Annotated in this window: 26 protein-coding genes; 16 read left to right on the plus strand and 10 right to left on the minus strand. The window is 41.7% G+C overall.

Annotated elements, in window-relative coordinates:
* Positions 1-3: 3 nt before the first annotated feature.
* Complete coding sequence (locus tag MKY63_RS24630) at positions 4-588, minus strand: TetR/AcrR family transcriptional regulator (RefSeq protein ID WP_036687602.1); 585 nt, start codon at positions 586-588, stop codon at positions 4-6.
* Positions 589-1,253: 665 nt separating this feature from the next.
* On the opposite strand from MKY63_RS24630, the gene MKY63_RS24635 reads away from it, so the two are divergent.
* The 4 genes from MKY63_RS24635 to MKY63_RS24650 all read left to right on the plus strand — a co-directional run bounded on the left by MKY63_RS24635 (position 1,254) and on the right by MKY63_RS24650 (position 4,924).
* Positions 1,254-2,066 (plus strand): hypothetical protein, encoded by an 813-nt coding sequence (locus MKY63_RS24635; protein WP_036687600.1) that lies wholly within the window; start codon positions 1,254-1,256, stop codon positions 2,064-2,066.
* 536 nt (positions 2,067-2,602) lie between these two features.
* On the plus strand, positions 2,603-3,565 hold the full coding sequence (locus MKY63_RS24640) for a YafY family protein (RefSeq protein WP_036687599.1): 963 nt from the start codon (positions 2,603-2,605) through the stop codon (positions 3,563-3,565).
* Between the two features lie 109 nt (positions 3,566-3,674).
* On the plus strand, positions 3,675-4,301 hold the full coding sequence (locus MKY63_RS24645) for a type 1 glutamine amidotransferase family protein (protein WP_036687597.1): 627 nt from the start codon (positions 3,675-3,677) through the stop codon (positions 4,299-4,301).
* Positions 4,302-4,618: 317 nt separating this feature from the next.
* A complete protein-coding gene (locus tag MKY63_RS24650; RefSeq protein WP_036687595.1) occupies positions 4,619-4,924 on the plus strand; it encodes a DUF3889 domain-containing protein in 306 nt (101 codons plus the stop codon).
* Between the two features lie 220 nt (positions 4,925-5,144).
* Here MKY63_RS24650 and MKY63_RS24655 read toward each other — a convergent pair whose 3' ends face one another.
* Together MKY63_RS24655 and MKY63_RS24660 are read right to left on the minus strand one after the other, a co-directional pair.
* Positions 5,145-6,347 (minus strand): IS110 family transposase, encoded by a 1,203-nt coding sequence (locus tag MKY63_RS24655; RefSeq protein ID WP_076121959.1) that lies wholly within the window; start codon positions 6,345-6,347, stop codon positions 5,145-5,147.
* A gap of 716 nt (positions 6,348-7,063) precedes the next feature.
* Entirely contained in the window at positions 7,064-7,999 is a 936-nt protein-coding gene (locus MKY63_RS24660) for a Gfo/Idh/MocA family oxidoreductase (protein WP_339810119.1), read from the minus strand.
* Between the two features lie 111 nt (positions 8,000-8,110).
* On the opposite strand from MKY63_RS24660, the gene MKY63_RS24665 reads away from it, so the two are divergent.
* Positions 8,111-9,067 (plus strand): WYL domain-containing protein, encoded by a 957-nt coding sequence (locus MKY63_RS24665; RefSeq protein WP_036687592.1) that lies wholly within the window; start codon positions 8,111-8,113, stop codon positions 9,065-9,067.
* A 162-nt stretch (positions 9,068-9,229) separates the two neighbouring features.
* Here the strand turns inward: MKY63_RS24665 and MKY63_RS24670 are convergent, their stop codons facing one another.
* Entirely contained in the window at positions 9,230-10,474 is a 1,245-nt protein-coding gene (locus tag MKY63_RS24670) for an MFS transporter (RefSeq protein ID WP_036687590.1), read from the minus strand.
* 143 nt (positions 10,475-10,617) lie between these two features.
* On the opposite strand from MKY63_RS24670, the gene MKY63_RS24675 reads away from it, so the two are divergent.
* The 3 genes from MKY63_RS24675 to MKY63_RS24685 all read left to right on the plus strand — a co-directional run bounded on the left by MKY63_RS24675 (position 10,618) and on the right by MKY63_RS24685 (position 14,017).
* Positions 10,618-12,390 carry an ABC transporter substrate-binding protein gene (locus MKY63_RS24675; protein WP_339810122.1) on the plus strand — a complete coding sequence of 591 codons (1,773 nt, stop codon included), beginning with the start codon at positions 10,618-10,620 and terminating at the stop codon, positions 12,388-12,390.
* 255 nt (positions 12,391-12,645) lie between these two features.
* Entirely contained in the window at positions 12,646-13,569 is a 924-nt protein-coding gene (locus MKY63_RS24680; RefSeq protein WP_339810124.1) for a ketopantoate reductase family protein, read from the plus strand.
* A gap of 34 nt (positions 13,570-13,603) precedes the next feature.
* Positions 13,604-14,017, plus strand: coding sequence for a VOC family protein (locus tag MKY63_RS24685; protein ID WP_339810127.1), 414 nt, complete (start codon positions 13,604-13,606; stop codon positions 14,015-14,017).
* 195 nt (positions 14,018-14,212) lie between these two features.
* Here MKY63_RS24685 and MKY63_RS24690 read toward each other — a convergent pair whose 3' ends face one another.
* On the minus strand, positions 14,213-14,605 hold the full coding sequence (locus MKY63_RS24690) for a hypothetical protein (RefSeq protein ID WP_339810129.1): 393 nt from the start codon (positions 14,603-14,605) through the stop codon (positions 14,213-14,215).
* 186 nt (positions 14,606-14,791) lie between these two features.
* Here MKY63_RS24690 and MKY63_RS24695 point away from each other — a divergent pair, with 186 nt between their 5' ends.
* Positions 14,792-15,664: a GNAT family N-acetyltransferase gene (locus tag MKY63_RS24695; RefSeq protein ID WP_339813614.1), complete on the plus strand. Its 873-nt coding sequence runs from the start codon at positions 14,792-14,794 to the stop codon at positions 15,662-15,664.
* 121 nt (positions 15,665-15,785) lie between these two features.
* Here MKY63_RS24695 and MKY63_RS24700 read toward each other — a convergent pair whose 3' ends face one another.
* Together MKY63_RS24700 and MKY63_RS24705 are read right to left on the minus strand one after the other, a co-directional pair.
* Positions 15,786-15,953 (minus strand): hypothetical protein, encoded by a 168-nt coding sequence (locus tag MKY63_RS24700; RefSeq protein WP_175618918.1) that lies wholly within the window; start codon positions 15,951-15,953, stop codon positions 15,786-15,788.
* A gap of 220 nt (positions 15,954-16,173) precedes the next feature.
* Positions 16,174-16,632: an Hsp20/alpha crystallin family protein gene (locus tag MKY63_RS24705; protein ID WP_076099079.1), complete on the minus strand. Its 459-nt coding sequence runs from the start codon at positions 16,630-16,632 to the stop codon at positions 16,174-16,176.
* A gap of 114 nt (positions 16,633-16,746) precedes the next feature.
* Here MKY63_RS24705 and MKY63_RS24710 point away from each other — a divergent pair, with 114 nt between their 5' ends.
* Genes MKY63_RS24710 through MKY63_RS24730 form a run of 5 tightly spaced genes read left to right on the plus strand, consistent with a single transcriptional unit; the run spans position 16,747 to position 18,410 of the window.
* Positions 16,747-16,971 (plus strand): spore germination protein, encoded by a 225-nt coding sequence (locus MKY63_RS24710; protein ID WP_036687577.1) that lies wholly within the window; start codon positions 16,747-16,749, stop codon positions 16,969-16,971.
* 13 nt (positions 16,972-16,984) lie between these two features.
* Positions 16,985-17,212 carry a spore germination protein GerPB gene (locus tag MKY63_RS24715; RefSeq protein ID WP_076099080.1) on the plus strand — a complete coding sequence of 76 codons (228 nt, stop codon included), beginning with the start codon at positions 16,985-16,987 and terminating at the stop codon, positions 17,210-17,212.
* A 42-nt stretch (positions 17,213-17,254) separates the two neighbouring features.
* Positions 17,255-17,869: a spore germination protein GerPC gene (gene gerPC, locus MKY63_RS24720; RefSeq protein ID WP_076142200.1), complete on the plus strand. Its 615-nt coding sequence runs from the start codon at positions 17,255-17,257 to the stop codon at positions 17,867-17,869.
* Positions 17,847-18,023 (plus strand): spore gernimation protein GerPD, encoded by a 177-nt coding sequence (locus MKY63_RS24725; RefSeq protein WP_111504304.1) that lies wholly within the window; start codon positions 17,847-17,849, stop codon positions 18,021-18,023. The genes gerPC and MKY63_RS24725 overlap by 23 nt, the downstream gene beginning before the upstream one ends.
* Before the next feature lie 3 nt (positions 18,024-18,026).
* Positions 18,027-18,410 (plus strand): hypothetical protein, encoded by a 384-nt coding sequence (locus MKY63_RS24730; protein WP_036687572.1) that lies wholly within the window; start codon positions 18,027-18,029, stop codon positions 18,408-18,410.
* A 6-nt stretch (positions 18,411-18,416) separates the two neighbouring features.
* On the opposite strand, the gene MKY63_RS24735 is transcribed toward MKY63_RS24730, so the two are convergent.
* From MKY63_RS24735 to MKY63_RS24745, 3 genes are all read right to left on the minus strand, one after another.
* Positions 18,417-19,730, minus strand: coding sequence for a PQQ-binding-like beta-propeller repeat protein (locus tag MKY63_RS24735; protein WP_076213515.1), 1,314 nt, complete (start codon positions 19,728-19,730; stop codon positions 18,417-18,419).
* 188 nt (positions 19,731-19,918) lie between these two features.
* Positions 19,919-20,875 carry an alpha/beta hydrolase gene (locus MKY63_RS24740; RefSeq protein WP_076213518.1) on the minus strand — a complete coding sequence of 319 codons (957 nt, stop codon included), beginning with the start codon at positions 20,873-20,875 and terminating at the stop codon, positions 19,919-19,921.
* A gap of 198 nt (positions 20,876-21,073) precedes the next feature.
* Positions 21,074-22,396 (minus strand): amino acid permease, encoded by a 1,323-nt coding sequence (locus MKY63_RS24745; protein WP_076213521.1) that lies wholly within the window; start codon positions 22,394-22,396, stop codon positions 21,074-21,076.
* A 128-nt stretch (positions 22,397-22,524) separates the two neighbouring features.
* Between MKY63_RS24745 and MKY63_RS24750 the strand changes: the two genes are divergently transcribed.
* The gene (locus MKY63_RS24750) at positions 22,525-23,427 is read left to right on the plus strand and encodes a LysR family transcriptional regulator (protein WP_076099085.1); all 903 of its coding nucleotides are present in this window, start codon (positions 22,525-22,527) and stop codon (positions 23,425-23,427) included.
* 28 nt (positions 23,428-23,455) lie between these two features.
* On the plus strand, positions 23,456-24,361 hold the full coding sequence (locus MKY63_RS24755; RefSeq protein WP_076106781.1) for a tyrosine-type recombinase/integrase: 906 nt from the start codon (positions 23,456-23,458) through the stop codon (positions 24,359-24,361).
* Positions 24,362-24,465: the final 104 nt, after the last annotated feature.

The following is a 24,465-nucleotide window of genomic DNA, read 5'->3' on the forward strand; positions in this document are numbered from 1 at the left end:
GTTTCAGGACTCCTTTGTAATGGCTTGTATCGCGAGCTGGGCGATTCGATCGATGTCCAGCTCGGAATTGCTCGCATAGTAGTGCAGCCCGCAGCAGCCGACCAACACGGCAAGCATAAGGTTGATGCTGTCGTCTTCACGCTGCATAGTCGATTGGAGTGGAACATACAGCCTTTCCATGAATCGTCTCTTGGCAGGGTGCCGATCTTTCTCTGGCAAGCCTGTAAAATGTTCCGCTGCCATTTTGTAGACGAGATATGCGCGGGCATCTGACTGCCACAACTGGAGTAGCGTCTTGCAATACGTTAACAACTGCCTGTCGTCAGGGTTGTCCCGGCTGATGTTCGCCCATTGAGTCAGGGTTTGCTCACATCGCTCGAAGCCGCTGCTCAGCACATCTTCTATTAGTAAATGCCGGTTGGGGTAATAATGGTATACCGTGCCATAACCGAGACCAGCCTCGCGGGCGACGTCGCGAATATCAAAGCTTCCGCCCGTACGGAAGTAGGTATGCGCGGCGAAGTCCAGGATCTGTTCTCTGCGCTGCATGCGTATGAGCTCATTTTGTTCTTTGGTACGGGGGCACATGGGCGCGTTAACCTCCTTTTTTTATATAGACCTGCAAATTTGTCAATATAAAGAGTGTAACGCATGAGGCGGAGAAATGCAATTATCCGTTGGCGTTCGATGAAAACAAGTATTAGACTGAATAATAAAGTGCTTACCGGGTAAGACAATCCTGAGATACGAATTCGCATTGAATCGCTTCGTCAGCAGCAAGTTCAAGAGCCGACACCGAAACAAATTAAGCGGGAGATGGATGAAAACAACAAGGACGCCATCATTGCGTCGTTAAAACGAAAGATGAAGAAGCTCGAAGAAGAAAATAAAAAGTTGCGAGAACAACTTAAGTTTTCCTATGCAGAGGTCTATCAATGGATTTGAGGGAATGACTGTTAGCTTATCCAGCTTACGGGCAGCTTAATTTAAGATCATACTCGGTGAACTGTATCATAAATAGGGGCAAGTTTAACCCTTGAAACCAGTGAGCTAGGATCAATTTCGTTTCGAGTTAATGTGAATAATATCCATTATTTTTAAATATGCGACAAAAATTGCATTTGAAGAAATATTATTGTATGATTTTGTTGTGTTAAAAATTGGAAAATTTAATCGTCATTGTGTGGACAGTACGGATACTACTTCAGCAGTAACCAAAGTTTCTTATACTTATTAACTAAGGAGAAGCAGCCTTGCGTAAGAAGAAATATGTTAGCATAGCCTCAATTACATTGATTGTGATTATGGTCGTTCTATTCTTCAGTATGAAAAATGTTCTTTTCGACGGCTCTTCTAACAAATCAGAGGAACAGGCCGTCACAACAACCAGTGAGATGATTAACGAGACAGAGAAACCAGCTGCCACAATAACGAATAAGGGAACCAATGAAAAGAAGAGCGTAACCGCGATGGAGGCACTGCGCCTTGGGTACTCAGAGGCGAATAAGCTTACGGAAGAAGAGCCATTACTTATTAACATAACAAGCACGGATGACACTTCTGTTTCCCAGGAACGAACCGATGGTTCGGATGGAACAAGAGATGCTTGGAATCTCGAATTTGGCAGCAAGAAAGGGAATGTTTTTATTTATATCAAGATCGATAATGGAATGGCCATTAAGACTGATGTGAAAAAGCACGATAAGAATTTACTTGTAAAAGGACAGTATGCGATATCTGATATTCAAATCGATTCTTCCGATGCAGTTAAACAAGCTGTTGAGAGACTGGGGATGAAACCAGGAAATCCTGCTATAGCAGATGACTGGATCAAGGGGTATCATTTTACTATCAGCAGGTATAATACTGATCCTAACTCCTCCAAAACACGTCTGCTGCTAAGAGTTATGGGTATCTCGCCGAATTCTCCTAATCGTGAGAATGACAGTTTGAGAATGAGCGCTTTCTTTGATGTCAAAACAGGCGAATTGATGAGCGCTACCGAGATGACAGGCTTCGACAAGGATGGGAATACCATGTGGAAGAATATTGAGCTTAAATACTGATGACGGCATAAATAAATGAAGAAGGAAGATATTTTCGTAAAAATACAACATATTACCAAATAAAGAGTTATTATTGATGGAACTTACCGTGCGTTACTGCTCATGAGCAGACGCATGGTAAGTTTGTTTTTGTGTAAAGGCGTTATTACTGTCTACTTGGTAAAGTCTATACGCATCACTCAAGTTTATTGAACTGGAAATATCCATTCTTCGAGGTGATGTATATGCTGAGTATATTCTTTAGTCCCCTGAACGGCGGTTAGGGCAATTGGAACCTAGCGGATCAAAGAAAGAGCATCCTGCAAAGGATGACCCAAAAACTCACCGTTAAAAACAGCGCGGTGAACTGTATCACAAGTTGTGGTAAAGTAGATTGTTGGGTTGAGCTAAGAGCAGCAATGTTAAAAATTGCAGATTGTTGTTTATAGATTGCTAAGTGAGGATCGAAAGGCTGGAAGATCGATGAATAAAGGGATGCAGGCGATTCGCAAAGCTAATAATTTTGAGCGATCCTAATAAAAGATGAGGTATATGTGATGCCAAAAAACGATAATATGCTGGCAATCCTATGGATGCTGAATTCGGGTGTTAAAATGACCGCAAAACAAATATCCGAAAAGTTAGAAATAAATATAAGGACAGTCTATCGGTATATTGATGCGCTAAGTGCCAGTGGAGTGCCTATAATATCCGACACTGGTCATAATGGCGGGTATAGCCTACTGAATAATTTTATCAGAGCACCACTGCTATTTGATATTGAAGAAAAAAAAGCACTTCTTCATGCTGCTGTTTTTGCAAAAGAAGCCGGATACCCTTTGAGTGAGGCATTAGGTAATGCGACATCCAAATTGAAAATGTATTCGAATGAGGAACAGGAAAGTGTTCTCAGCCGTCATTTAGCCGGATTTGAAGTTATAAACCGTAGGGGAGATCCTTCTATTCAGCCAGTATTAGCGGAATTGGAGCAAGCTGTAGCAAACGAGTTCTCTGTAGAAATTGATTATCACACACGCCGTGATGATCAACCCAAGACTAGGGTGATAGATCCCTATGGTATGGTGTACTGGAACAATAAATGGTATATTGTTGCATTTTGCCACCTGAGAAATGAGATTCGCAGCTTTCGGGTAGAACGGATTTTACAAATCAAGCGGACTCAAAACATATTTAAACGTTCCGAAGCTTTTTTGGCTCGGGAATTTTTTTTGCGAAATCTATTACCTGATTTAGTCGACAAGGACGGGTTAATTGCTTTAGTTATCGAAGGTAGGTCAGAGGCGTTGGATGACTTATGCCTGCATTGGTTTTTGGGGCATCATCTGAAAGAGCGTACATCAAATCAAGCAATCTTTTTACTTGAGGAAAAATCAATTCATACCTATGTTCCTAATTTTCTCTTATCCTACGGGAAATCCATTCAAGTAATCGAACCACAGAGTTTGAAGGAAAAACTTGTTGGTGTGGTGTCGGAGTTATTGGAATATTATCAACTTTAATAACTTCACTGACAGCGGATGTCAGTGAAGTCATTTTATAATGACGATAATCATTGATTACCGATGGTTGGTATCACTAGATGAATTGTAAAATAAGGAGAACTTGCAAATGAATAATACGGTATATCTTTATGTGTTTGACACAATGGCAGACTGGGAAATAGGCTACGTAACTGCCGAACTGAAATCGGGAAGATATTATAAAAAGGGGCTGGTCCCGTCAAAAATAGTTACCGTGGGAATTGATAAGACTCCAGTAACTACAATGGGCGGATTGAAAATACTGCCTGACATCAAATTGGATGAGTGCAGCATTGAAAGATCAGATCTATTGATTTTACCCGGTGGAAATACATGGACAGAAACCATTCACCACCCCCTCTTAAAAATCGCTGAAAGGTGTTTAAGGGAAGGTATATGGGTTGCAGCGATTTGTGGTGCTACAATGGGACTTGCCCAGACAGGATTGCTGAATTCACGTGGGCATACAAGCAATGATCTGGAATACCTTAAAATGATCTGTCCCACTTATACAGGAGAAAAGTATTACAAAATGGAGTCTGCTGTAACGGATGGAAAACTGATCACAGCATCTGGAATAGCTCCATTGGAATTTTCTGCACACATCTTGAAAGCTTTGGATGTGTTTTCTCCAAAAACATTAGACGCCTGGTATAACCTTAATAAGACTAATGATTCTAAATATTACTATGAGTTGATGAATTCAATACAATGAAGGTGTCAGCATTTAAGGAAAAGTGAAAGTGTGTTGTATATATAGATATGGACAAGATGCCACATGAGTAACAATGCGACTTAAAATATTCCTTCCATAGGAATCCTAATGGAGTACGATAGTTAAGCATAAAGGGTTCCACATATTAGTCATGTATAATATGTGGAACCCTTTATTATATCTGACTTTCCTAAATCTAGATCTTGATTAATTGAAAAAATAAAGTTGTAGACTGCACGCTGGCATTAAGTTGTTTAAGAATACATTTGGATAAAGTGGGAGATATTACTGAAAACTTCTCCAGATGGGCGGTTATTATGAAAAAATTACTGATATCATTTTTGGCGATACTTATTTTTTCCACTGTTACAGTAGAGGCTGCGCCTGAATACGCAAAATGGGGCAAAATTGCAGTAGAGGAAACACAAAAACGATACAATGCAGTCATAATTGATTATAAGCACATTGGTCGTACTGAACTAACACCTAAAAAGTCTGAAGAGAAATTCAAACTATGGATTAGAAGCAAAGCAGGTAATGAGTTTGGGGTTTTTGTATCAATCCAATTTGACCCATCAACTGATACAATCCAATCGATTCAGTTTTCTGAAACTAATCGTTAGATTTAATAAATCTCGCTATTTACGCTAATGGGGCACGATAGTGCAATGACAACAGGCTGCCGAGATCATAGGCAGCCTGTTCAGCTATTCCAGCTAATAGCTTGTCAATATTTAATTATTAATGGCCGATTCCTGAAGTGGTATACTTAAAAAAAGATATGACAAATAACCGTCCCCTTCGGCACAGGAATATATTTCATCTTTTTCTATTTCATGCTGCTCATTCTAGACGAAATGCTTCTTTTGAAGTTAAGATGGCAAAAATCCAGTGGATGAGTTTGTTTACACAAGCAATTACCGCTACTTTGAACAGCTTTCCTTCCGCACGCTTTTTATCGTAGTAAGCTCTTAATTTCTTGTTTCTATTACTACGAATACCACAGCGCACAGCTTGATACAGGGCTGTACGAAGCCTTCTCGAGCCATGTTTCGTGATTCGATTTTGGGTTGCCACAAACTTACCTGAAGCAAATACACTGGGATCAACACCAGCAAAGGCCACCAGCTTCTTTGCGTGATCGAACCGATCGATTTCTCCAATCTCAGCCAAAATTGTTGCAGCAATTTTCGTGCCGATACCGGGTATCGATTGGATTAAATCATATTCAAGTAACTCTTCAGCCAGGGTCTCTATCGATTTATCAAGGTCTGATAGATGGTCCTGGTATTGAAGAAGTAATTTGATGAGCAGCTGCATGGAGATCAAATGACTTGGAAAAGCCGTCTCCTTAAAGGGATTTCGCCTTGCTGCAGCCGCTAGGATTTGAGCGCGTTCCAAACACCATGAGACGGATCTTCCGCGTCCAGTAAGACGTTGGATTGTTGTTGTAATCTCTTCCACAGTCATACCCAGGACTTCTTTAGACGTCGGGTGTAAGGCTAGAAATCGAAGTGAAACTTTCGAATAAAGGTCACCAAACACGCCATGGTATTCGGGAAAAACTTGATCCAGAATGGCCTGGAATTGTAGTTTTGCTTGAACATACATACCCGTTAGGGATTCATACTGTCGTGTTAGATAGCGTAAATTCATGAGATGCTGACCCCGTTTTTTGATGGGTTCAAACTCTTCTTTATAGAACAGTGCCCCAAGTTGATAGGCATCAGCAGCATCCGTCTTGACCCGTCTTAAATTAGTTTTTTTGGCCTCATATGAGATTAACGGATTAATGACGATGTATAGATACTGGTGCTCATCCAGAAACTGAACAACAGGGCTATGATAATGACCTGTTGCCTCCATTACAATGCAAGGGCTCACCCCAGCAGCTGATTCCACTGCTCTAACATAATTAAGAAAAGACGATAATCCCTCTAGATCATGATTAAATTTAAAGATCTTCCCATGAGGTACTCCACGGTCTAAAAAAGCTTGTGCATGGCTCTCTCCCTTGGACACATCCAAACCAATGACTGGATTCATGACATCACTCCTGTAGTATTTTCACCGGCAACCCCTAACCTTCTTGTCTTCCACACTATCGCATGTGATACGGGATCAACGTCCCAACCAGCCTAACCATGGTTGAACAAGTAGGGGGGATGAACAGAATAGCTCTCGGGATCCAAGTCCCACGGGCAGAAACGTTCGATCCCCGGCTACCGCTATCTTACGACCATACAAAAAAAAGGTCGACCAGAAAGATCTGGTGACCTCATAATACGAACGGGCAGAATAACGTGATGTAGGTGTGTACTTTAAATGAGAAGAGTAATAGAGGTGGATTAAAGATAGGACTTTATTTTCCAGTCCAAGACTGCCGCTGGTTTTATAAGGAGTCATTTTAAAACCCTATTTGCCTCGGTCATTACCTCCTCAATATCAGCAGGGTCCGCGATCTTTGAGAATTTCCATCGTATGACTAGTTTAACCTCTAATTGAACTATCTTAATCCCAGGATGAAATCCCTCCAAAATGCTGTGAAATAACAGCATTTTATAAACTAGAACTAAGGACAGCTTACCTTACCAAAAAGGACTAAAATTACTACTTTGTTCTATAATTTCAACATATGAAAAATTCACAATAGAAAAATCAAAACCTATTCCTCTCCCTAGCTACAATTCACTAATTCAATAAGTTCTACGCCCCCACAAACAAAACCCATGAAAAAGGATACCCAACACCAACCTCTATGTTTACATAAGCTTTTTTTCTATTTTTATTGCTAGTTCCATAGCTTGTAGGGCATGGTCTAACTCGATTATGGATGAAGTACCCTCCTCTAAGCATTGGATAGCATGCGTAATACTCTTTTCAAAAGGATTAGCTTGTTCTATCAATAGTTGCTGTTTACCTGCAGAGGTATATTCCATTAATGATCCTTCAACCTTTCCGTTCATGTCGTCACTTTCTTGATAGACAAGCTTTCCTTGTTCAAAATAAGCTTCATACCCTACGGAAAAAGGATAACCAGCTGGCATTTGTGAGGATACAACGATTTCTGCGGAGACATTCGTTTTCTGAAAATGGGTACGTACTAACGCTTGTTCATTTCGTCCACCATCGGTTCCCCACACAGAGTATTCTTCTAAAGATCCAAGCAGCCAGGTAACAAAATCAAGTTCGTGAATCATCAGATTTGTGGAGATAGAATGAAGTCCGAGATCACCCCACAGAGGTGCCGTTTCTCTTTTTAAGGTGAAGGCTAAGAGCTTTCCATATTTCTCTTGATGAGTGGTTTCGTATAAATATTTGTACGCAGGATCAAATTTAATAAATTGGTTCACGAGGATTCGTCTGCCATACTGTTGTTCTGCTTCCTTCATCGCAAGGGCATCTTCATTGTTAAAGCATACAGGTGTTTCACAGAATACATGTTTCCCATGCTTAAGCGCCTCAACGGCAAACTGTCTATGTAAAGTTACGGGCAGACAGATATCGATCACATCAATTTTGGTATCAAGCATGATATCCTCTATATTTGTGGTAATCTCAACGCCTAACGCTTGTTTTAAATTTTGCAGCTTAGCTTCATTTCTACCATAAACAATAACTTTGTCTACACGCTCATTTTTCGTCAATAATTCTGCATGATAAGCTCCGAACCCTGTTCCTAAAACGGCAATTTTCATATGTTTCAGCTCCCTTTATGTAATGAACTAATCATAACCTCTTATTGTTGACAACATCATGGCAAGAATTTTGAAGTATACTTGATAAAAAAGAAAAGCTCGGAGGTTCCCATGCGCTTGCATCGTTTGATTGCTATTTTATTATTAGTGGAGTCGAGAGGGAAAATGAAGGCCAATGAACTAGCTCAAGCCTTGGAGACTTCTGTACGTTCAATCTATAGAGATATTGATGTACTAGCTGAAGCTGGAATTCCTTTGTTGTCTATGTCGGGGCCGAATGGTGGTATCTCCTTAATGGAGGGATATACAGTTAACCTGAAGCAGTTACATGGTGAAGATGTAATCAATCTATATTTAACAGGTATGGGCATCTATTCTGGGGGACATTCTGAATCTGGTCTTAAGCTGAAGACGACGCTGTTGAAATTAGAAAAAACATTGCCCGCATCCTATCAACCTGACATTCAGAAAGCGCAAAAGCGCTTTTATTTCGATGACACACCTTGGTGGACAGAACGAATAGAAATCCCCTGTCTGGAATCTATCCGGACAGCCGTTTGGCGATCTCAGAAACTACAGGTTAAGTACCAAAAGGTTAACGGAGAAGTATCGTGCAGGAAATTACAGCCCTATGGTCTTGTGGTGAAAAAAGAGGAATGGTATCTTATAGCCTACTGTGAAGAAGCTAATCAAATCCGAACGTTTAAATGTGAGCGAATTGTCTCTACGCAGCTTGTGGAAGAAGAGTACTCTATACCTATGGAGTTTTCATTAGAAGAGCACTGGAAGCAGCAGGGACAGGTTTTTAAGCAAGCGTGTAAAGAAGAAGAGGTCTATCCTGTTGTGATCAGAGCTGATAAGAGAACAATGTCTTCTTTATCTCAGCTAGAGATCATGGAAATGAGAGAAGAAGGGGATGCATTCATTTTAAAGGTGAATATGTTTGGTTATGAAAGTGCATGTGCTAATGTCTGGTGCATAATAGGTCATTCCGAAATCATGGAGCCCTTAGAGCTAAGGCAATATGTAAAAGGCCAGCTGAGTTTTCTTCAGGGAATATATGATTAACCGTTTTTTCTATGTAAAAGAGACCGTAGCTATTGCATATTCTGCAAAGATACGGTCCCTCTTTTCTGATAAAAGAATTAATTCATATAATTGGTTTACATAATAATGATTATGTTAACCGAGATGAGGATGATCCAATAAACAACGTATTGAATTGGAAAATCATCCTTTTATTGCTCTATTTTTAATACCAAGTGTTAATTTCTCTCTGGCAACAAGTCTTTTGTGCGCTACGAGAAGAAAAGGAAGACCAAAAGCTGTTGTTAAAGCCAACGGCACAAAGATCGCAAGGCCATTCTGAGCGCCATAATGGTCTAACAACACCCCACCGAAGATAGGTGCCATAACACTCCCTAAATTATTAAAGCCAATCGTACCAAAGTACGTCCCTTTCATTTCAGGTTTGGCAATCCGATCGATTAACATATCCATCATCGTAAAGAGTAAGACTTCCCCTATAGTGAACAGAACTACACTGATCATTAGTAGAGCCACACCACCAGCAAGCCCCACTAAGAGAAGACTAAGTGCAACGCAGATATTCCCAAGTATTAAAGGGACAATCGGTGGAAATTTACTTGCCGTACGTACAATGGGATACTGCACTACTAACACGGTTATAGCATTCAGTGAAAGCATATAGGAGAACAATTGCCCCCCATTGGTGAAATGCGTGTTCATCGCTAAATATTGAGCCATTGTTGAGCCGAAGTGACCGTATCCTAACACACAAAAGATTGTACCCAGCAATACTGGCAGGAACACACGGTCTTTTCCTGTGATTGTCAAAGCTTCGAGTAAACGTGGTGCTTGAGCTTGTGTACGGGCGGGCATGCTTGAACGATGTGCCTTAAATTGCATGAATAATACAATTCCGTATGCAACATATACGATTCCGGCGATTAGAAAAGGAAAAGTTGATTCCGCAGAGCCGAGCTGTAGCCCAATGATCGGACCAAATACTACACCAAGATTAATTGCTGCATATCTAAGATTAAAGACAAGCAGCTTGCTCTCGGGTGGTGTAATATCGGACAAAAGTGCCCGTGAAGTAGGCTCGAATACTGATCGACATAAGCCATTTAGGGTGTTTACCAAGAAAAATACCCATAGATGCTGAGCCACTGAGAATCCGAAGAAGACGGCTGCCCAGCCAAATACCGAGATTAACATCACGATTTTGCGGCCAACAATATCAGAAATATAACCGCCATAGAAACTAGCCAATACGCCTGCCAGCGAGCTAACCGCGACCGTAATCCCTGTTTGTGTCGGGGAAGCTCCGAGAACTTGGGTCAGATAGATGGATAAGAATGGGATGCTCATCGAGGTCACCAGACGTCCGAACATAGTGCCGATGATAATTGTCCAGGCTAGAGGGTGAATGTGCCTTAGATGCTGTTTCATAATGATTACGATCTCCTAGTCTTATTGCTCTAATATTGTTGCTGCATATTCATTGTTGATTTATGTATAATTATAATGATAAAAGGGGGAAGGAAAAGTGTAAGAAATACATTGACCGTTTCACCTTTAAAGGAGTGAACCATTTGGACCAGATAAGTAATCATTTTTTATGTTTAGCAGCAAGCGTTACTAGTTCGTTCAAAGTGAATGAACCTGTTCCTGTGACGATAGATTTATTGGCTTCGATCCTAATTTGCACTCCACGCAATGTTAAATTCGTTCTGCGGAAACTGGAAGAGCAGGAATATATTCTATGGCAGCCGGGGAGAGGCAGGGGGCATATCTCTCAACTTACTTTTTTAAAAAGTATTGATGAGGTGTTCGAGGATAGCTTTCAGGAGTTAGTCAGTAAAGGCAAGATAAAAGAAGCTATCGAATTGATGAGCAGCGATCAGGTGACCGGACCCTTAAAGGAACGATTGTTAACGATGTTAAATAAACAGATGGGTTTTCGTAGTGAAGCAGAGTCAACCTCAGGGCTGGACGTCCTGCGGATTACCCGTAACCGGCATAAGGAAGTACTGGACCCTGCTTATGTATACACCGCTTTTGAATCCTATTTGCTGGGTCAGATCTATAGCACACTAGTTACTTATGACGCAACGACCGATGCCTTTCTTCCTGGTTTGGCCCATATGTGGGAAGCTAATGAGGAGCATACAAGTTATATTTTTTACCTCCGCAAGGGGGTACGCTTTCATCACGGAAGAATTATGACCTCGAGAGATGTAAAAGAGACGCTACAACGGCTTATTGACTTGAATAGCCCTGCGGTGAACCTTTATAAGGATATCGAACGAGTAGAGGTTGAAGGAGATCATCGAATCCGGTTTGATCTGTCTCGTCCAAATCTCTTTTTTCTGCATCTGTTTAGTTGCATTCACATGTCCATACTCCCATACGATATAGACATCACTAGTGAAGTGATCGGTACAGGTCCTTACCGTTTAATGGATCTGAATGAGGATGTATTGGTGCTCGCAGCTTTTGATTTTTATTTCGGAATTCGGCCGCTCCTGGATCGTGTTGAGATTTGGTATTTGCCAAAAGAGGCTTCTAATGAACGCCAATACCAGCTGCCAGATCCTGAACATGGAGAACTTTTACCTGATATCATCAGCAATCACAGTATAGATTACCCGGCCTTAGGCTGCAGATATATTCTGTTTAATTTTCATAGAGAGGGAATTCATCAGCAGCTATGGTTTCGCCAAGTCATCCGTATCCTTTACAGTCGAACGGCTTTAATAAAAGAATTGGGTGGCAATCGTATCACTCCAGCAGATAGCTTTTTGCCATGGGAGAGCAGTAAGAGAGAGCTTCTAGATCCAACTTTGGAACATGCCCGAGCGCTTTTAGCGGAAAATGGGTATCAGGGAGAAGTCATTACTTTAGCAACTAAGGATAAAAAAGAAGAACGAGAAGAAGCGTTATGGCTCCAAACACGCGCTGCCTCCGTAGGTTTGCAAATTGAGTTATATTTTTTCAATGAATTTAAGGCAGATCATATACAGACAACAGCCGAGATCCAGCTTGCTGAAGAGGTTTTAGAAGATGATTGGCAATGGGGAATGATTAACTACTTTAATAATAAATCTAATTATTTATTTTCTTTGCTTAGAGAGGACCAAATTTCATTGTTTTCGAAGGTATTAGGTCCTTTCGCAGAGTCTCCAAAGGATGAACGGGTGAAACTGCTGAATCAAGCGGAGGGAATTCTACGAGACAATTATTGGGTGCTGCATGGCTGTCATATGAATAAAAAAGCTCAGCTAAATCAAAGCCTGTTTGGTCTGCACACCGGTTCCTTCGGGTTTCTGGACATCTCTAAGTTATGGATTAAAACTAGGCTTTAAGGTTTTCTTTTGTTATACTTTCCAGGGAGGCTGTATCGATAGAATCGAATGGCGCTCTAGATGGATCAGATTTAAGAATAGTAATTTATTTGTAGCCATGGAGGTGAACTCGTTGGATTTTGCTCAGATCCGTATGGACCGAGACAAAAGAACGGTCGATACTTGACTCTTTTTTTGCCATTCGGACCTGTTTAGCGGATAAGCTAAGCGGTCTTTTTATTTGTTAAAAATTAGGTGAAAAAAGGGGAGACTTACATGCGTTTTCTATTCGTGGGTGCAGGAGCAATTGGTGGTTATTTTGGAGGACGTCTGGTTCAAAAAGGGGAAGATGTAACTTTTCTAGTCCGTTCTACTAAACAAAAGCAGTTAGAAGATGAGGGTCTGGCAATAAAAAGTGTGCATGGTGACTTTCAGACTCCCGTTCGGACGATTACATATGGGGAGAAGGCAGCGCCTTTTGACTGTATTATTATTGCAGTGAAGGCCTATCATTTGCCTCAGGTGATGATGGATCTTACCCCTTTCGTCGGTGAACAGACTATGATTCTCCCGCTCCTTAATGGGTATAAGCATTTTGGTATTTTGCAGCAGCATTTTGGAGCAGAAAAGGTACTGGGTGGTCTTTGTTATATCGAGACAACGTTAGGTTCTAATGGAGCTATCATACAAAGTAGTTCTTTTCATAGTATTGTGTTTGGTGAATGGGCGGGTGGGGAGTCAGAACGAACGCAGAAACTTCTCAGTCATTTGGATAAAGCAGGTTTCACTGTGATACTAAGCTCTGATATTCAGCGCGAAGTGTGGCAGAAATATATATTCGTAGCTAGTTTAAGCGGGATTACAACTTTAATGGATAGCTCGGTTGGACCCATTTTAGCCTCATCTACAGCGCGTACTATTTATGAGCAGCTTCTAAATGAGATCGTGAGTATAGCGCAAAGTGCAGGTATGCCTGTTGGAGCAGATATGGTGACTGCTACGATGCAAAAAATGGATTCGGTGCTACCCGAATTTACTTCCTCTATGCATAGGGATATGCTAAAACATCTGCCAGTGGAAGCTGAGCATCTGCATGGTGCACTTTTGGCGATGGCTGTACCTGGTCAAGTTGTGTATCCCATTCTCGAAACCGTATATGCCCGTTTGAAAGTATACGAAAGCGTTAATGATATGAGATGATCTGTATAAAATTACTTTAAGGAGCTGGACGATTATGAAGGAACTGAATCAAAAGATAATGACATTTCTAATGTTCGAAGGAAAGGCTGAAGAAGCTATGAATTTCTATACTTCTTTATTTGAACACTCCGAAATCATCAGTATTAAACGTTATGGAGCAAATGAAGCAGGTCCTGAAGGGAGTGTCATGCAGGCTACTTTTTCATTACATGGACAAGTCTTTATGTGTATAGATAGCTACGTGAAGCATGGATTCACCTTTACTCCAGCGGTATCCTTATATGTGAATTGTGAAAGTGAAGCCGAAATTGACCGCGTCTATGCAGCATTATCCCAGGGTGGACAGGTGCTCATGCCACTAGGCGAATATCCATTCAGTTCGAAATTTGGCTGGGTAGCGGATCAATTTGGTGTGTCATGGCAATTAAATCTTTCGGGGAATGTGTAATCGATTGATGTGTTGCACGGTCAGATAATATTCTGTATCACAAGGGGCCGAGTTCGTCTGTAAATGACGAGTTCGGCCCCTTAGTGTTCAGGCAGCGGAAAGGTCTGAGGAATCTTCTGATTTTAAATTACGATTGCAGCCCGCTTATGACTAATGAAGAAATTAGCTGTATATTAGCAATTAAAGCAACAGCTGTTAATTACATTGCTGAACAACGGTTGTGCGTTCATTAGTAATCGTGACTTTGGAATGACCTGATAAATATTCGGTATAACCGCACACGGTTTGTTCTTTCGACTGTCCGTTAGAGTTGGTATATCGAAGATATATAGCACCTTCACCATTTAAACTCAATTTTGGTTTGAATTTTTTCTTTTGTCCTGCTTTTATTGGACTTGTATACAATTTCTTTGAATCCGCACCAATTAATCCTACTTCGATAGAGTTAATATCAACATCAGATTGATTATCTACGATGACTGAGAAGCTTTTAAACGGACTCAGAAGATTTGATATCGTCCCTACACCAAGAACAACTCCACAAGTAATCAGAAATATCGTAATCCCTATAAAAAATCGTTTTCTCATCCTTCAGTCCCCCTATATAAATAAGACAGGGGTTACTTAAAAAATGTTACAACAAGGAGAAGTTAGTTATAAAAATTCATTACCAAATCAAGCGTGGACCTGCATGTTATTATAAATATATTCCATATTAATGATTTGAAAAGGGGTTTTGTATTGACTACTATCCGTCATTTTGAACAAGGTGACATGCCATTACTTGGTGAACTTTATAACACAGTATCTTCAAAGGGGAATGTTGTTTTTTGGTGGGTTGGCACAGAGGAAAATTGGGAAAATGTATATTGCGCTTTCGAGGACGGTAAAATGGTGGCCAAAGGTCAAGTGAGCATCATCAATATTGTTCCGCCCGGCCGTTCCAAGGATAGCAGACATTCGATCTACCTGAACTTAAAAACAATACCAGAACGTGAAGGCGATTATGATTTATTAGAAAAAGTTTATCAGTCACTCTTATTAAGAGCACTCGAATTAAAAGAAACGTTATCAAAGGATTACAAAACCACTCTTTGTATAGGGAACGATTCGGCAGAGGTCTTGAATACTCAATTTTTCGAAAAAGTGAAGGGCTTCTCTCATTATAATAGCTTATTTAAGATGAAACACAATCTAAGTGATGGTTTGTCCGAACCCACTCTGGCTAAGGAACTTGAATTCGCAACCTGGAATATGGAGACGCCTGAAGAAGACGAGCATTATTTGGAATTAGAAGCTGAGATTTGGCCGGAAACTCCGCTAGGGAAAGAACGGTTAGCTGAATTCAAACAAAATCCGCTCTGGACATCACTTGTTGTTCGAGAAGGGGAGAAGGTTGCGGGTAGCTTAATGGTCTGGCAGGAAGAGAAGGGCGGCTACATCGAAAATGTATTTGTTCTTGAACCATGGAGAAGATCCGGAATTGCTAAGTACATGCTTTTTCAAGCATTGAACTATTTTAGAACCCACGGACTGGAAGAGGCATGCCTGATGGTGCTTACGGAAAATGATTCAGCATTACGGTTATATGAATCAGTGGGATTTATTCTAACAAATGAGGAAAGACGATATCGGATTGAGCTATAAAAGTTATTGAAAGTGAAGGATTACCAAGCAAAGTGCGATAGCTTTTTTGTCGAGGCTAGGTTCGAGGTTAAGGTCGCACTTTATTTGGTAACCCTTTCTGTGAATCAACTGCTAAATGCTTTCATACCTTTTGCTTTCCATCACATTTCTTACATACGTTAAGTTTTTCACCTGAAATGCCTTTCCCGAAGTACAACAGCTTAATACGTGTGCTGCCACAGATCGGACATGTTCCTCTAGCCCGGGATGGAATGCGCCAAAGTGCTTTGCCGCGTTTGTTTTTAGACATGATTTGACCCCACCTTTACTCTTAATACTCCATCTTATGACCAAGAGGAACTTAAAGTTCGAAGAGCGAAAAGAATAGAAAATCGGAAGAAAAAGGGCCAAAAAACACCTTTAAAAAACAGCGTATAACTTAAATTATACGCTGTTTTGATTGTAAGGCGTTTTTTTAGGGGGAATGGGGCACTTGGACGAGTAAAACAGGTGGATTTTAAAGGGATATTTTATAAATAACGGATGTCGATATCTTTGAATCTTCCCGATGACATTTTAGGCATTCTGAATTGCAGAGAACCTTGCTTATAAGTGCCTCTGCTCTGATCTGGAATGACGGGAACTGGCAGCTGAATAATCTCGCTATGATCTTTTCCTAAACCTGTTAATTTAATTTGTGTGCGATTGATTTGTGCCCATATACTTTCGGGGTGGATTCCGCTCGGAATACGAATTTTGGTAATCAGGTGATTATGAGTGTCGATATGCTCAAAGCTTAAACTTGAGGTTTCGTTCATAAATGAAGAGGAGGTCGCTGCAGTTGCTTCTCGGATGACTTTTTCGACATACCCGTCAATTTGGTTAGGATCCAACTTCCACTGCTCTTCAAGAGCTTTCAAGGATAACTTTTTCTTAAAAAAAGGATCTTCATTCATCCAATCTAAAGGGTTCGTCTTATTGGGACTCATAGCTCTGCGCCTCCTACGGTTTTTATCCATTGTATGGGCGTTTGACTTATTCAGTGACATCTGGGCGAATATCTACATAGAATAGCTTATCATTCCGAAAGGAGGAGTGGTTTGGTGGTTTCAATCATCGGCAATATTAAAATCAATAGCGTAGGCCCCAGCTCCACAGTCTTAGTAGGAAATACGGCATCCGTTATCCTGAGCAGCAACTCTAAAATTTATGCCGGTGCCAACTCCTTCTCCATAGGTGACTCCATAGGTACGAATATAACGAATAATGCGGCCAGCAGTACAAATACGATGGATTCAGATGTGGTGGATCAAGTATCACCTCCTTAAGGGTGGGGTTTAAATGAACATTACGGTATATCAATGCATATCGATCTATAATCTAAAAATCGGTACTATCTCTAATTCCTCGGTTCTTCAGATTGGTACTTCGGGACGAATCAATACTTTGTCTCATAATTATGAGACCTCTGGAGCTCCATCATCGCCTCCAACGACTCCAGCGGAAAAAATGGATTCACCCCTTGTGTCCTTACCGCCAGCGGCAGAACTATATGCACAACTGAATTAGGCTCTTTGTCCCCGCATACAATAAACCATAGGAGGGGGTTGTATGCATCCGTATTATGCTCAACAGGTTTTTAATACACTAAGATTGCAAGCGGAGAAGATTCAACAGCTAGAGAAGCAGCTTCGAGATTTGCAAGGCGATGTAGACAGCATAAAGAACAATAAATCTGCAAGTATAGGACCTATCAATTATCATTTTGAACAATTAAAAATCGAAAAGCTGGAAGGCACTTTAAATATAGGCATTACACCGAATGAGGGGAACAATCTGGATGAAGCGATGATCAACGGTAAATCTATTGGAGAGCAGGAGGTAGGTACAACTGCCTTATCGGATCAGATTCGCCCACAGATTCTGAAGTATGTGCAAGAAGAGGTTCCCTCGCAATTTTCACGTTTAGAAAAAGAGAAGAATTTAAGCATTGATGAGCAATATATCCAAATGGTGACTCAGGATCTGCTGAATCAGATGGATGGACGGATTAACGAGTATGTAAGCCAACTCCCTGCCACAGAAGAAGGGCGTGGATACACTGATGAGGAATGCGCTTCTATTGTAGAGCAAATCAAACGAGATATCGTTATGGCAGTAGAGCGGCATTTGGAAATAAATATAACCGGAAGGCGGGAGACGAATGAAGATAACGGTGATCAATAGAGATATTAGTGTCAATGCAGTGAAAGTCGTTTCGATCTCGGGTTCATCAGTATTTTTAGTAGGGGATACTCAATCCATTCATTGCTCCTCGGCGTTTGACAGCGTAATAGAATATACTCAGAGCGCTCCAGATCAAGTCAAAAAAGGCAGTTAACCTATGCACACCTCACGCATACAAGATGTCTATATCAACAATCTGTCTGACAGTTCTATTTTTATATGTGGATCTGTAGGCCGGGTTCAATCTAAATTCCTGGGAAGCAAGGAGAATTACCTTTTTAACATAAAGGAGATTAATAATCGCACGAAAGATACTACACTTATAGACATTCCTATCCCTGTATGGACAAACCAAGGGAATGAAGTGGATGAATTTGTGATATTAAAGGATTCCGCGGAATCAACAATTAATATACAATATATCAAAATTCTGTCGATTGGGTCTGGCACGACCTTCCAGATTGGAAACAGCGGGTCAGTTCATCTGGAGAGTCGAACCATTGAGTTTAAACGAGAAGTGGCTGCAAAAGATAAGGAGTAACAACAACTATTTTAATTCTTTTGGCAGAGAAATCGCGAATATATTGTGCTCCGTCTGGATGTAGAGAATACCATTCGCACTGAATAGTTTGCCGTATTGTTGTGCTCCAGTTTTTACTTTGCCAAGCGCTTTTCCTGTTTCTGCATTTATGATAAGGAAATATCCGTTCTCATAGCCGGCGTATAGCCCCTTACCCATAGATTGAACGCTTAACGCAGGACTGTCCGGCCCGTTGAAGCTTATAATGCGATTATCGTTCATTTGAACGGCAGTGATCTGTGCATCCTTTTGGAAAAAAGCCATGTTATTTACTGGACCAGCCACCCAATTTCCGTACTCCTCATAACTTTTGGGTTCACTCGCTGTTTCTTGACCTAAGGTAAAGCGGTATAGTGGATGACCCCCCCATTGGTCTAAACCTCCATCGACTGTATATAGATACGAGCCTTGAAGTGATGTGAAATAATTACCGAGTCTACTGACATCTTCGAGCAGTTTATAGTTCTTTTTGGTCTTCGCTTTTCCAGTTTTAACATCAACATGTACCAAGGTCAACTGATAGCCTTTAAGAGGCTCGTTAGAGGCATCATTTGCAGCATTTGCTTGTTCGCGGAGTAATAATTCACCATCCCGGTAAGCAACAAAGCTATAAAATCCCTGAATTCTCCATAACCTCTTGCCTGTAGCCGGATCGAGCCCGAAAAACTGTGTACGCCTATTATCAACAGTACTGGATACTACCAATACCCCGTTATATAGGCCGTCGATACTTCCTACATACATAGGGATGTCTTTATTCTCCCAGATTTTTTTACCAGTAACCGGGTGATAAGCTGCAATTCCACCATGCTCGTTCCGGAAGTACAACACTCCGTTAACTAACTCCGCGAAAGCACCGATTTCAATCGGATCTTTGGCAGCCTTAACCTTCCAAAGCAATTTCCCCGTTTGGGCATTAACTTTTACAAGATAACCCTCATAAGTGATAAAGAAAACCGAGTTATTCGTTATAATCTCAGGATTTGTTCCGTTTTTGTAGGACCATTTAACTTTGCCTGTACTGAGATCGGCGGCCTTTAGTGTCCCGCCTGATGAATAATAGAATAATCCATTTGCAATAGGGGCCTGTTGGCTATAAATTCCTTGACCATCTGCCTTGTCGTGCCATAAGGGTTTAATTGTGGTGATAGAGTCGACGGTTGTTGAAGAGGAGGCAGGGGTTGTTACTGCTGCTTGAGCACCAGGCAAATATACACCAGCTCCAGATACGAGCAAGGAGGATGCTATAACGGTCTTTAGGATAAACGGTACATATTTCACGATTTTAGCTCCTTATAGATCATTTATAATATATTGACGCAGGGAATGGATATTTGTTTCTCAATTGTAAAAATACACTTGTTAACATAATAAATATTATGTTAACAAGAAAAGACGAATCAGTTTCGCACAAAATTCTTGTGAGAACCAATTCGCCTAGTAAAAGAATATGTCAACAGTTGATTTGTTTAGAAACCTTCACGAAGCCATGTAGTCGCTAACTTGATAGCTCCTTTTTTAGCATGAGTCTCGGCTAAAGGATTCAGCATGACAAAATCATGAATGATGCCTTGGAAGCGGACAGCCGTAACATTCACGCCAGCTTCCCGCAATTTGGCGGCATAAGCTTCACCTTCATCCCGTAGCACATCTGCTTCACCAGTAATAACCAGTGCATCTGGTAAATCCCGTAGCTGCTCTAGGTTAGCCCGAAGAGGAGAGGCAGTGATTTGATTTCGTTCCTCAGGGTCAGTGGTATACTGATCCCAGAACCATTTCATGCCGTCCCGCTGCAAGAAATAACCTTCGGCGAACTCATGATAGGATTCAGTATCAAACGAGGCATCCGTTACCGGATAGAATAGTAGTTGTTTCGCTATCTTCGGTCCACTCCGTTCTTTCGCCATGAGAGTAATAGCAGCTGCCATATTCCCACCGACGCTGTCTCCGGCTATAGAAAGCTTGCTAGTATCAAATCCGTGCTCGCTTCCTTTTTCAGCTGTCCACTGGAGAACTGCGTAGATTTCTTCAATAGCTGTAGGATATTTAGCTTCTGGGGAGAGGCTGTAATTTGGGAAAACAATAGCGGCCTCCGCTCCGACAGCTAGTTCACGGATCAAGCGATCATGGGTATGGGCATTCCCAAACACCCAGCCTGCGCCATGAATGTACAGGATAACAGGCAACGATGCTGATGAGGAGCTTGGGGGACGAACGATTCTTATGGAAACATCACCGTTAGGTCCACCTGGCACCATTAGATCTTCAATATCAACTTCCGGTTTATATATATCACTGGATTGTACGCTATCTACCGTTTCACGACCTTTTTCTGGCCCAAGGTCAGGTAGAAAGGGAGGTTTCGCATTATCATCGGCAAATTTTTGAGCTGCTGGCTCAAGAATGATCTTAGTTTTGTTTGGCATGATTTATCGTCTCCTTTGACTGGTCATAGTCTAGTATACCCTCTTCATTCCATAACCATCTAAGCAGCTGCTGAAACGAATGCCAGTTTACGACTAGTTAGAGATTTGACACTATTTGCACATTTATCGCCTATTGAGCACGGTTTCGGAAACCAGTGTAACTATTCCTTTGGGAGAGGTTCAAACGCAGTTAGAGCCTTACAACACCTTTTGTTGTTTCTCATGCATTCCACGACTAATTTCCTCAGTGACACTTATCCTCTGTTTACTTTTATTACGGATAATCCAAACGAACACCAAAGTGATGAGCAGCGGATAGCCTATCGCCCAACCCGTAAAAGGAAACACAGCAGCTGTTGCTAAAAAAGAAATCCAGCTTATCGTCACGCCTAAGCGACTTCCTTTGAGCAGGCGTATCCCTGCGGCACAACCTCCGATATAGGTTAGGATAAAAGTAGCGTTCGGAAACTGGATCAGAGTGGTGATGGAGATGGACCCGCTGCCATACAGTGTCATCACTGTTACAAAACAGAGCAGAAGAAAAGCTATGCCACCGATAGGGGTATGGTATAGTTTGGATATTTTACCCATCCATTTCGGTGCGGAGCCTTGGCGCGATAAAGCATAAGCCACACGTGAGGCAGCTCCTGCATAGGCAATAATTGTGGCTGTACAGATGAACAGACCGGTAAGTCCGGCGATAAATCCTCCCCAGCGCCCAAGAGGCTGACTAATAATCCAGACGAGTGATGTGCTTGCTCCACCTTTGAGGTAGCTTTGTGTACCAACAGTTGCTAGTGCGGAGAGAAAATATAGAATCCCTACTATAATAGCGGCGATGGTGACCCCTTTAACGGCGGCACGCTGTGGGTCCTTGAACTCCTCAGATAGGTGTGAGACAGCTTCCCAGCCAATAAAACACCAGAATAAGATTGCTGCAACCTGGCCAATGCTCATCCATCCATGTGGAACAAAGGGAGTGAAGTGTTCGACTTCCATGCGAGGCAGTGCAGTAGCAAAGGAGAAGACCAGCACAGCAACAATCGCTATTACTACCGCTATCTGTACCTTTCCAGTGACCTGCATGCCAATCCAGTTCGTAATCAGACCAATGACCAGCATAATAGCGGCGATAGTAATTCTCGCAGATTCGTCCCAGCCCATAGCGGCTGTCATATAACCCGCTCCAGTCAGTGCAGCAACAGGTGCACCAATCGGAACGGACATCAGAAAAAACCACCCCACCAGTGAGCCAGCTTTTGGACCAAAAGCAAGCGTTACAAAATGGGACACACCTCCGGCGTTAGGGAATTTAGCAGAGAGCAGACCCATTGATAAGGCCATCGGCAAAATCAGCAACGACATAAATCCCCACGCCAGTAATGAAGCGGGACCCGCCATTTCTGCAGCTAAACCAGGAACAATTAAGACCCCAGAACCCAACACAGCCCCGATGTAAAGGGCAATAGCCTGAGGCATGCCAATGTTTTTTTGTAAAGTGTTTGAACCGGATTCCTTCATGTTTTTTTATCCTGCTTTCCTTGTCTTTTGTTCTAGAGTAGCAGATAATAGATCCATTGGAAAAACAGAATTTTTGAATAGTATCCATTCAATATTCCGATGGTTCATTTTCATTTAGGGGGAAATTCATGGAGTCACGTCATCTTTTTACCTTTTTAGTGGTAGTGGAGACGGGCAGTTTTACTAGAGCAGCACAGAAGCTTGATTATGCACAGTCCAGTATTACTGCACAAATCCAAGCACTAGAGTCTGAAATTGGCCAGCCATTATTTGATCGGATCAGTAAAAAGATTATTCTAACCGACGCAGGCCGTCGTTTGCTTCCGTTCGCACAGGAAATATCCAGAATGCACAATTTAGCACAGGACGCGTTACGCTCGGATAGTGAACTAACGGGTTCTTTGCGGATTGGGGCTCCTGAATCTCTGGCTGCTTTTCGCTTACCAGGCATTATTAAGGAGTTTCGCGCTAAATATCCGCAGGTGCAAATTATTCTGAAGCCTGGAGCTTGCTGGGAACTATCAGATTTTGTCCGTTCGGGTGAACTGGATTTAGCGTTCTTATTGCAACCTGAGACGGAAGATAAAGATTTAAATATAGAAACATTAGTACATGAGCCGATGACGCTGATCGCAGCGCCAGATCATCCCTTATTAAACCTTGCTGAGGTAGAACCCCTTCATTTAAAAGGAGTGACCATACTTCATACCGAAACTGGCTGTTCCTACCGGACTTTATTTGAACGGCATTTGAACAGTTACGGTGTATTTCCTGACCCCACGTTAGAGTTTTGGAGTATCGAGGCGATAAAGCAATGTGTAATGGCTGATCTTGGCATTGCCTTTCTTCCATTAATTACTGTAAAAAATGAACTGGCTGAAGGCAAACTTGCCAGATTAAATTGGAATGATGAATCACAGCGTGTGGCGACGCAGATCGCCTATCATCATAAAAAATGGAAATCGCCCGTGCTTACGGAGTTCTTACTTGCAATAAAAAAACATGCTGAGCAATGGAGAAGTCTAATATAGATCAACATTAACAAGGAGGCTCTAAGGCATGAATGAGTGGTGTGAAGACTACGAAGAAGGGCTGGAGGCCTTTCTCATCTGGATGAAGGATGCCGGGTACACTCCCTATACGCAAAAATCCTATTTAGTAGATGTGAAACAGTTTTTAGACAGTCTGAATGGTAAAAAGCTTGAGACAGTGAAGAAGCTGCATGTCATTTCCTTTTTGACCTCTGTCCGCGAACGTGGAGTTAGTGATGCCACCCGTAACCGGAAGCATGCTGCGATTAACTGTTTTTTCAAGGCATTGATTGAGCTGGAATTACTTCAAAACAACCCGGCAGCCGGAATTAAGAAATCCAAAACTGAGATCAATCGTGAGCCGGTTTACTTAGATGAAAGTGATCTGGGGCGGTTTTTATCTTCTATAGATGGTAAATACAAAAAGCGTAATTTAGCAGTTTTTTTGTTGATGTCCTATATGGGGCTTCGGGTGGGGGAAGTCCACACGCTGAATTTGAGTGATTATAATGTAGAAAGACATTCCCTCCGTGTGTTTGGGAAGGGGCGTAAATGGCGTAATGTGCCGGTTCCCGAGGATGTAGTGCCTTTTCTCGACTCCGCGTTAGCAGAAAGGTTAGACCCTTGGCGCAGTAAAGAGGAAGCGATGTTCATTTCACAAAAAGGACGCAGGTTGTCTATCCGAGGCATTCAGCAAATCGCAGCAGATACCTTCGATCGTTTCCAAAGGGATGTGCCAGCAGCACAGCGACGCCCGTATTCAAGCCATAAGCTCCGACATTCTTTTGCAACCATGCTGCTGAGAAAAGGGGCAGATCTGCGTACCGTACAGGAACTGCTAGGTCACTCCTCGATCCAGACTACAACCGTATACACACATATCACGAGTCGTGAGAAGGAAGAGGCCATGTCTAAATTACAAATCCAGCTGTGATTGAAAAGAAAGCAACCTCCTTAGAAAATCGATAACAAAAAATAACTTGTTATTATAACGGTATTGATTTATTCTAACAGTTATTAAGAGTTTTATAGGAGGTC

This window comes from Paenibacillus sp. FSL R7-0189, from assembly GCF_037969925.1.
Classification (GTDB): Bacteria; Bacillota; Bacilli; order Paenibacillales; family Paenibacillaceae; genus Paenibacillus_AQ; species Paenibacillus_AQ odorifer.

Bases quoted from the DNA above. Each gene is read 5' to 3' on its own strand.
- MKY63_RS24630 (WP_036687602.1), bottom strand. From the start codon at position 588: ATGTGCCCCCGTACCAAAGAACAAAATGAGCTCATACGCATGCAGCGC.
- MKY63_RS24640 (WP_036687599.1), top strand. From the start codon at position 2,603: ATGCCAAAAAACGATAATATGCTGGCAATCCTATGGATGCTGAATTCG.
- MKY63_RS24645 (WP_036687597.1), top strand. From the start codon at position 3,675: ATGAATAATACGGTATATCTTTATGTGTTTGACACAATGGCAGACTGG.
- MKY63_RS24650 (WP_036687595.1), top strand. From the start codon at position 4,619: ATGAAAAAATTACTGATATCATTTTTGGCGATACTTATTTTTTCCACT.
- MKY63_RS24655 (WP_076121959.1), bottom strand. From the start codon at position 6,347: ATGAATCCAGTCATTGGTTTGGATGTGTCCAAGGGAGAGAGCCATGCA.
- MKY63_RS24660 (WP_339810119.1), bottom strand. From the start codon at position 7,999: ATGAAAATTGCCGTTTTAGGAACAGGGTTCGGAGCTTATCATGCAGAA.
- MKY63_RS24665 (WP_036687592.1), top strand. From the start codon at position 8,111: ATGCGCTTGCATCGTTTGATTGCTATTTTATTATTAGTGGAGTCGAGA.
- MKY63_RS24670 (WP_036687590.1), bottom strand. From the start codon at position 10,474: ATGAAACAGCATCTAAGGCACATTCACCCTCTAGCCTGGACAATTATC.
- MKY63_RS24680 (WP_339810124.1), top strand. From the start codon at position 12,646: ATGCGTTTTCTATTCGTGGGTGCAGGAGCAATTGGTGGTTATTTTGGA.
- MKY63_RS24685 (WP_339810127.1), top strand. From the start codon at position 13,604: ATGAAGGAACTGAATCAAAAGATAATGACATTTCTAATGTTCGAAGGA.
- MKY63_RS24690 (WP_339810129.1), bottom strand. From the start codon at position 14,605: ATGAGAAAACGATTTTTTATAGGGATTACGATATTTCTGATTACTTGT.
- MKY63_RS24695 (WP_339813614.1), top strand. From the start codon at position 14,792: ATGCCATTACTTGGTGAACTTTATAACACAGTATCTTCAAAGGGGAAT.
- MKY63_RS24700 (WP_175618918.1), bottom strand. From the start codon at position 15,953: ATGTCTAAAAACAAACGCGGCAAAGCACTTTGGCGCATTCCATCCCGG.
- MKY63_RS24705 (WP_076099079.1), bottom strand. From the start codon at position 16,632: ATGAGTCCCAATAAGACGAACCCTTTAGATTGGATGAATGAAGATCCT.
- MKY63_RS24715 (WP_076099080.1), top strand. From the start codon at position 16,985: ATGAACATTACGGTATATCAATGCATATCGATCTATAATCTAAAAATC.
- gerPC (WP_076142200.1), top strand. From the start codon at position 17,255: ATGCATCCGTATTATGCTCAACAGGTTTTTAATACACTAAGATTGCAA.
- MKY63_RS24725 (WP_111504304.1), top strand. From the start codon at position 17,847: ATGAAGATAACGGTGATCAATAGAGATATTAGTGTCAATGCAGTGAAA.
- MKY63_RS24730 (WP_036687572.1), top strand. From the start codon at position 18,027: ATGCACACCTCACGCATACAAGATGTCTATATCAACAATCTGTCTGAC.
- MKY63_RS24740 (WP_076213518.1), bottom strand. From the start codon at position 20,875: ATGCCAAACAAAACTAAGATCATTCTTGAGCCAGCAGCTCAAAAATTT.
- MKY63_RS24745 (WP_076213521.1), bottom strand. From the start codon at position 22,396: ATGAAGGAATCCGGTTCAAACACTTTACAAAAAAACATTGGCATGCCT.
- MKY63_RS24750 (WP_076099085.1), top strand. From the start codon at position 22,525: ATGGAGTCACGTCATCTTTTTACCTTTTTAGTGGTAGTGGAGACGGGC.
- MKY63_RS24755 (WP_076106781.1), top strand. From the start codon at position 23,456: ATGAATGAGTGGTGTGAAGACTACGAAGAAGGGCTGGAGGCCTTTCTC.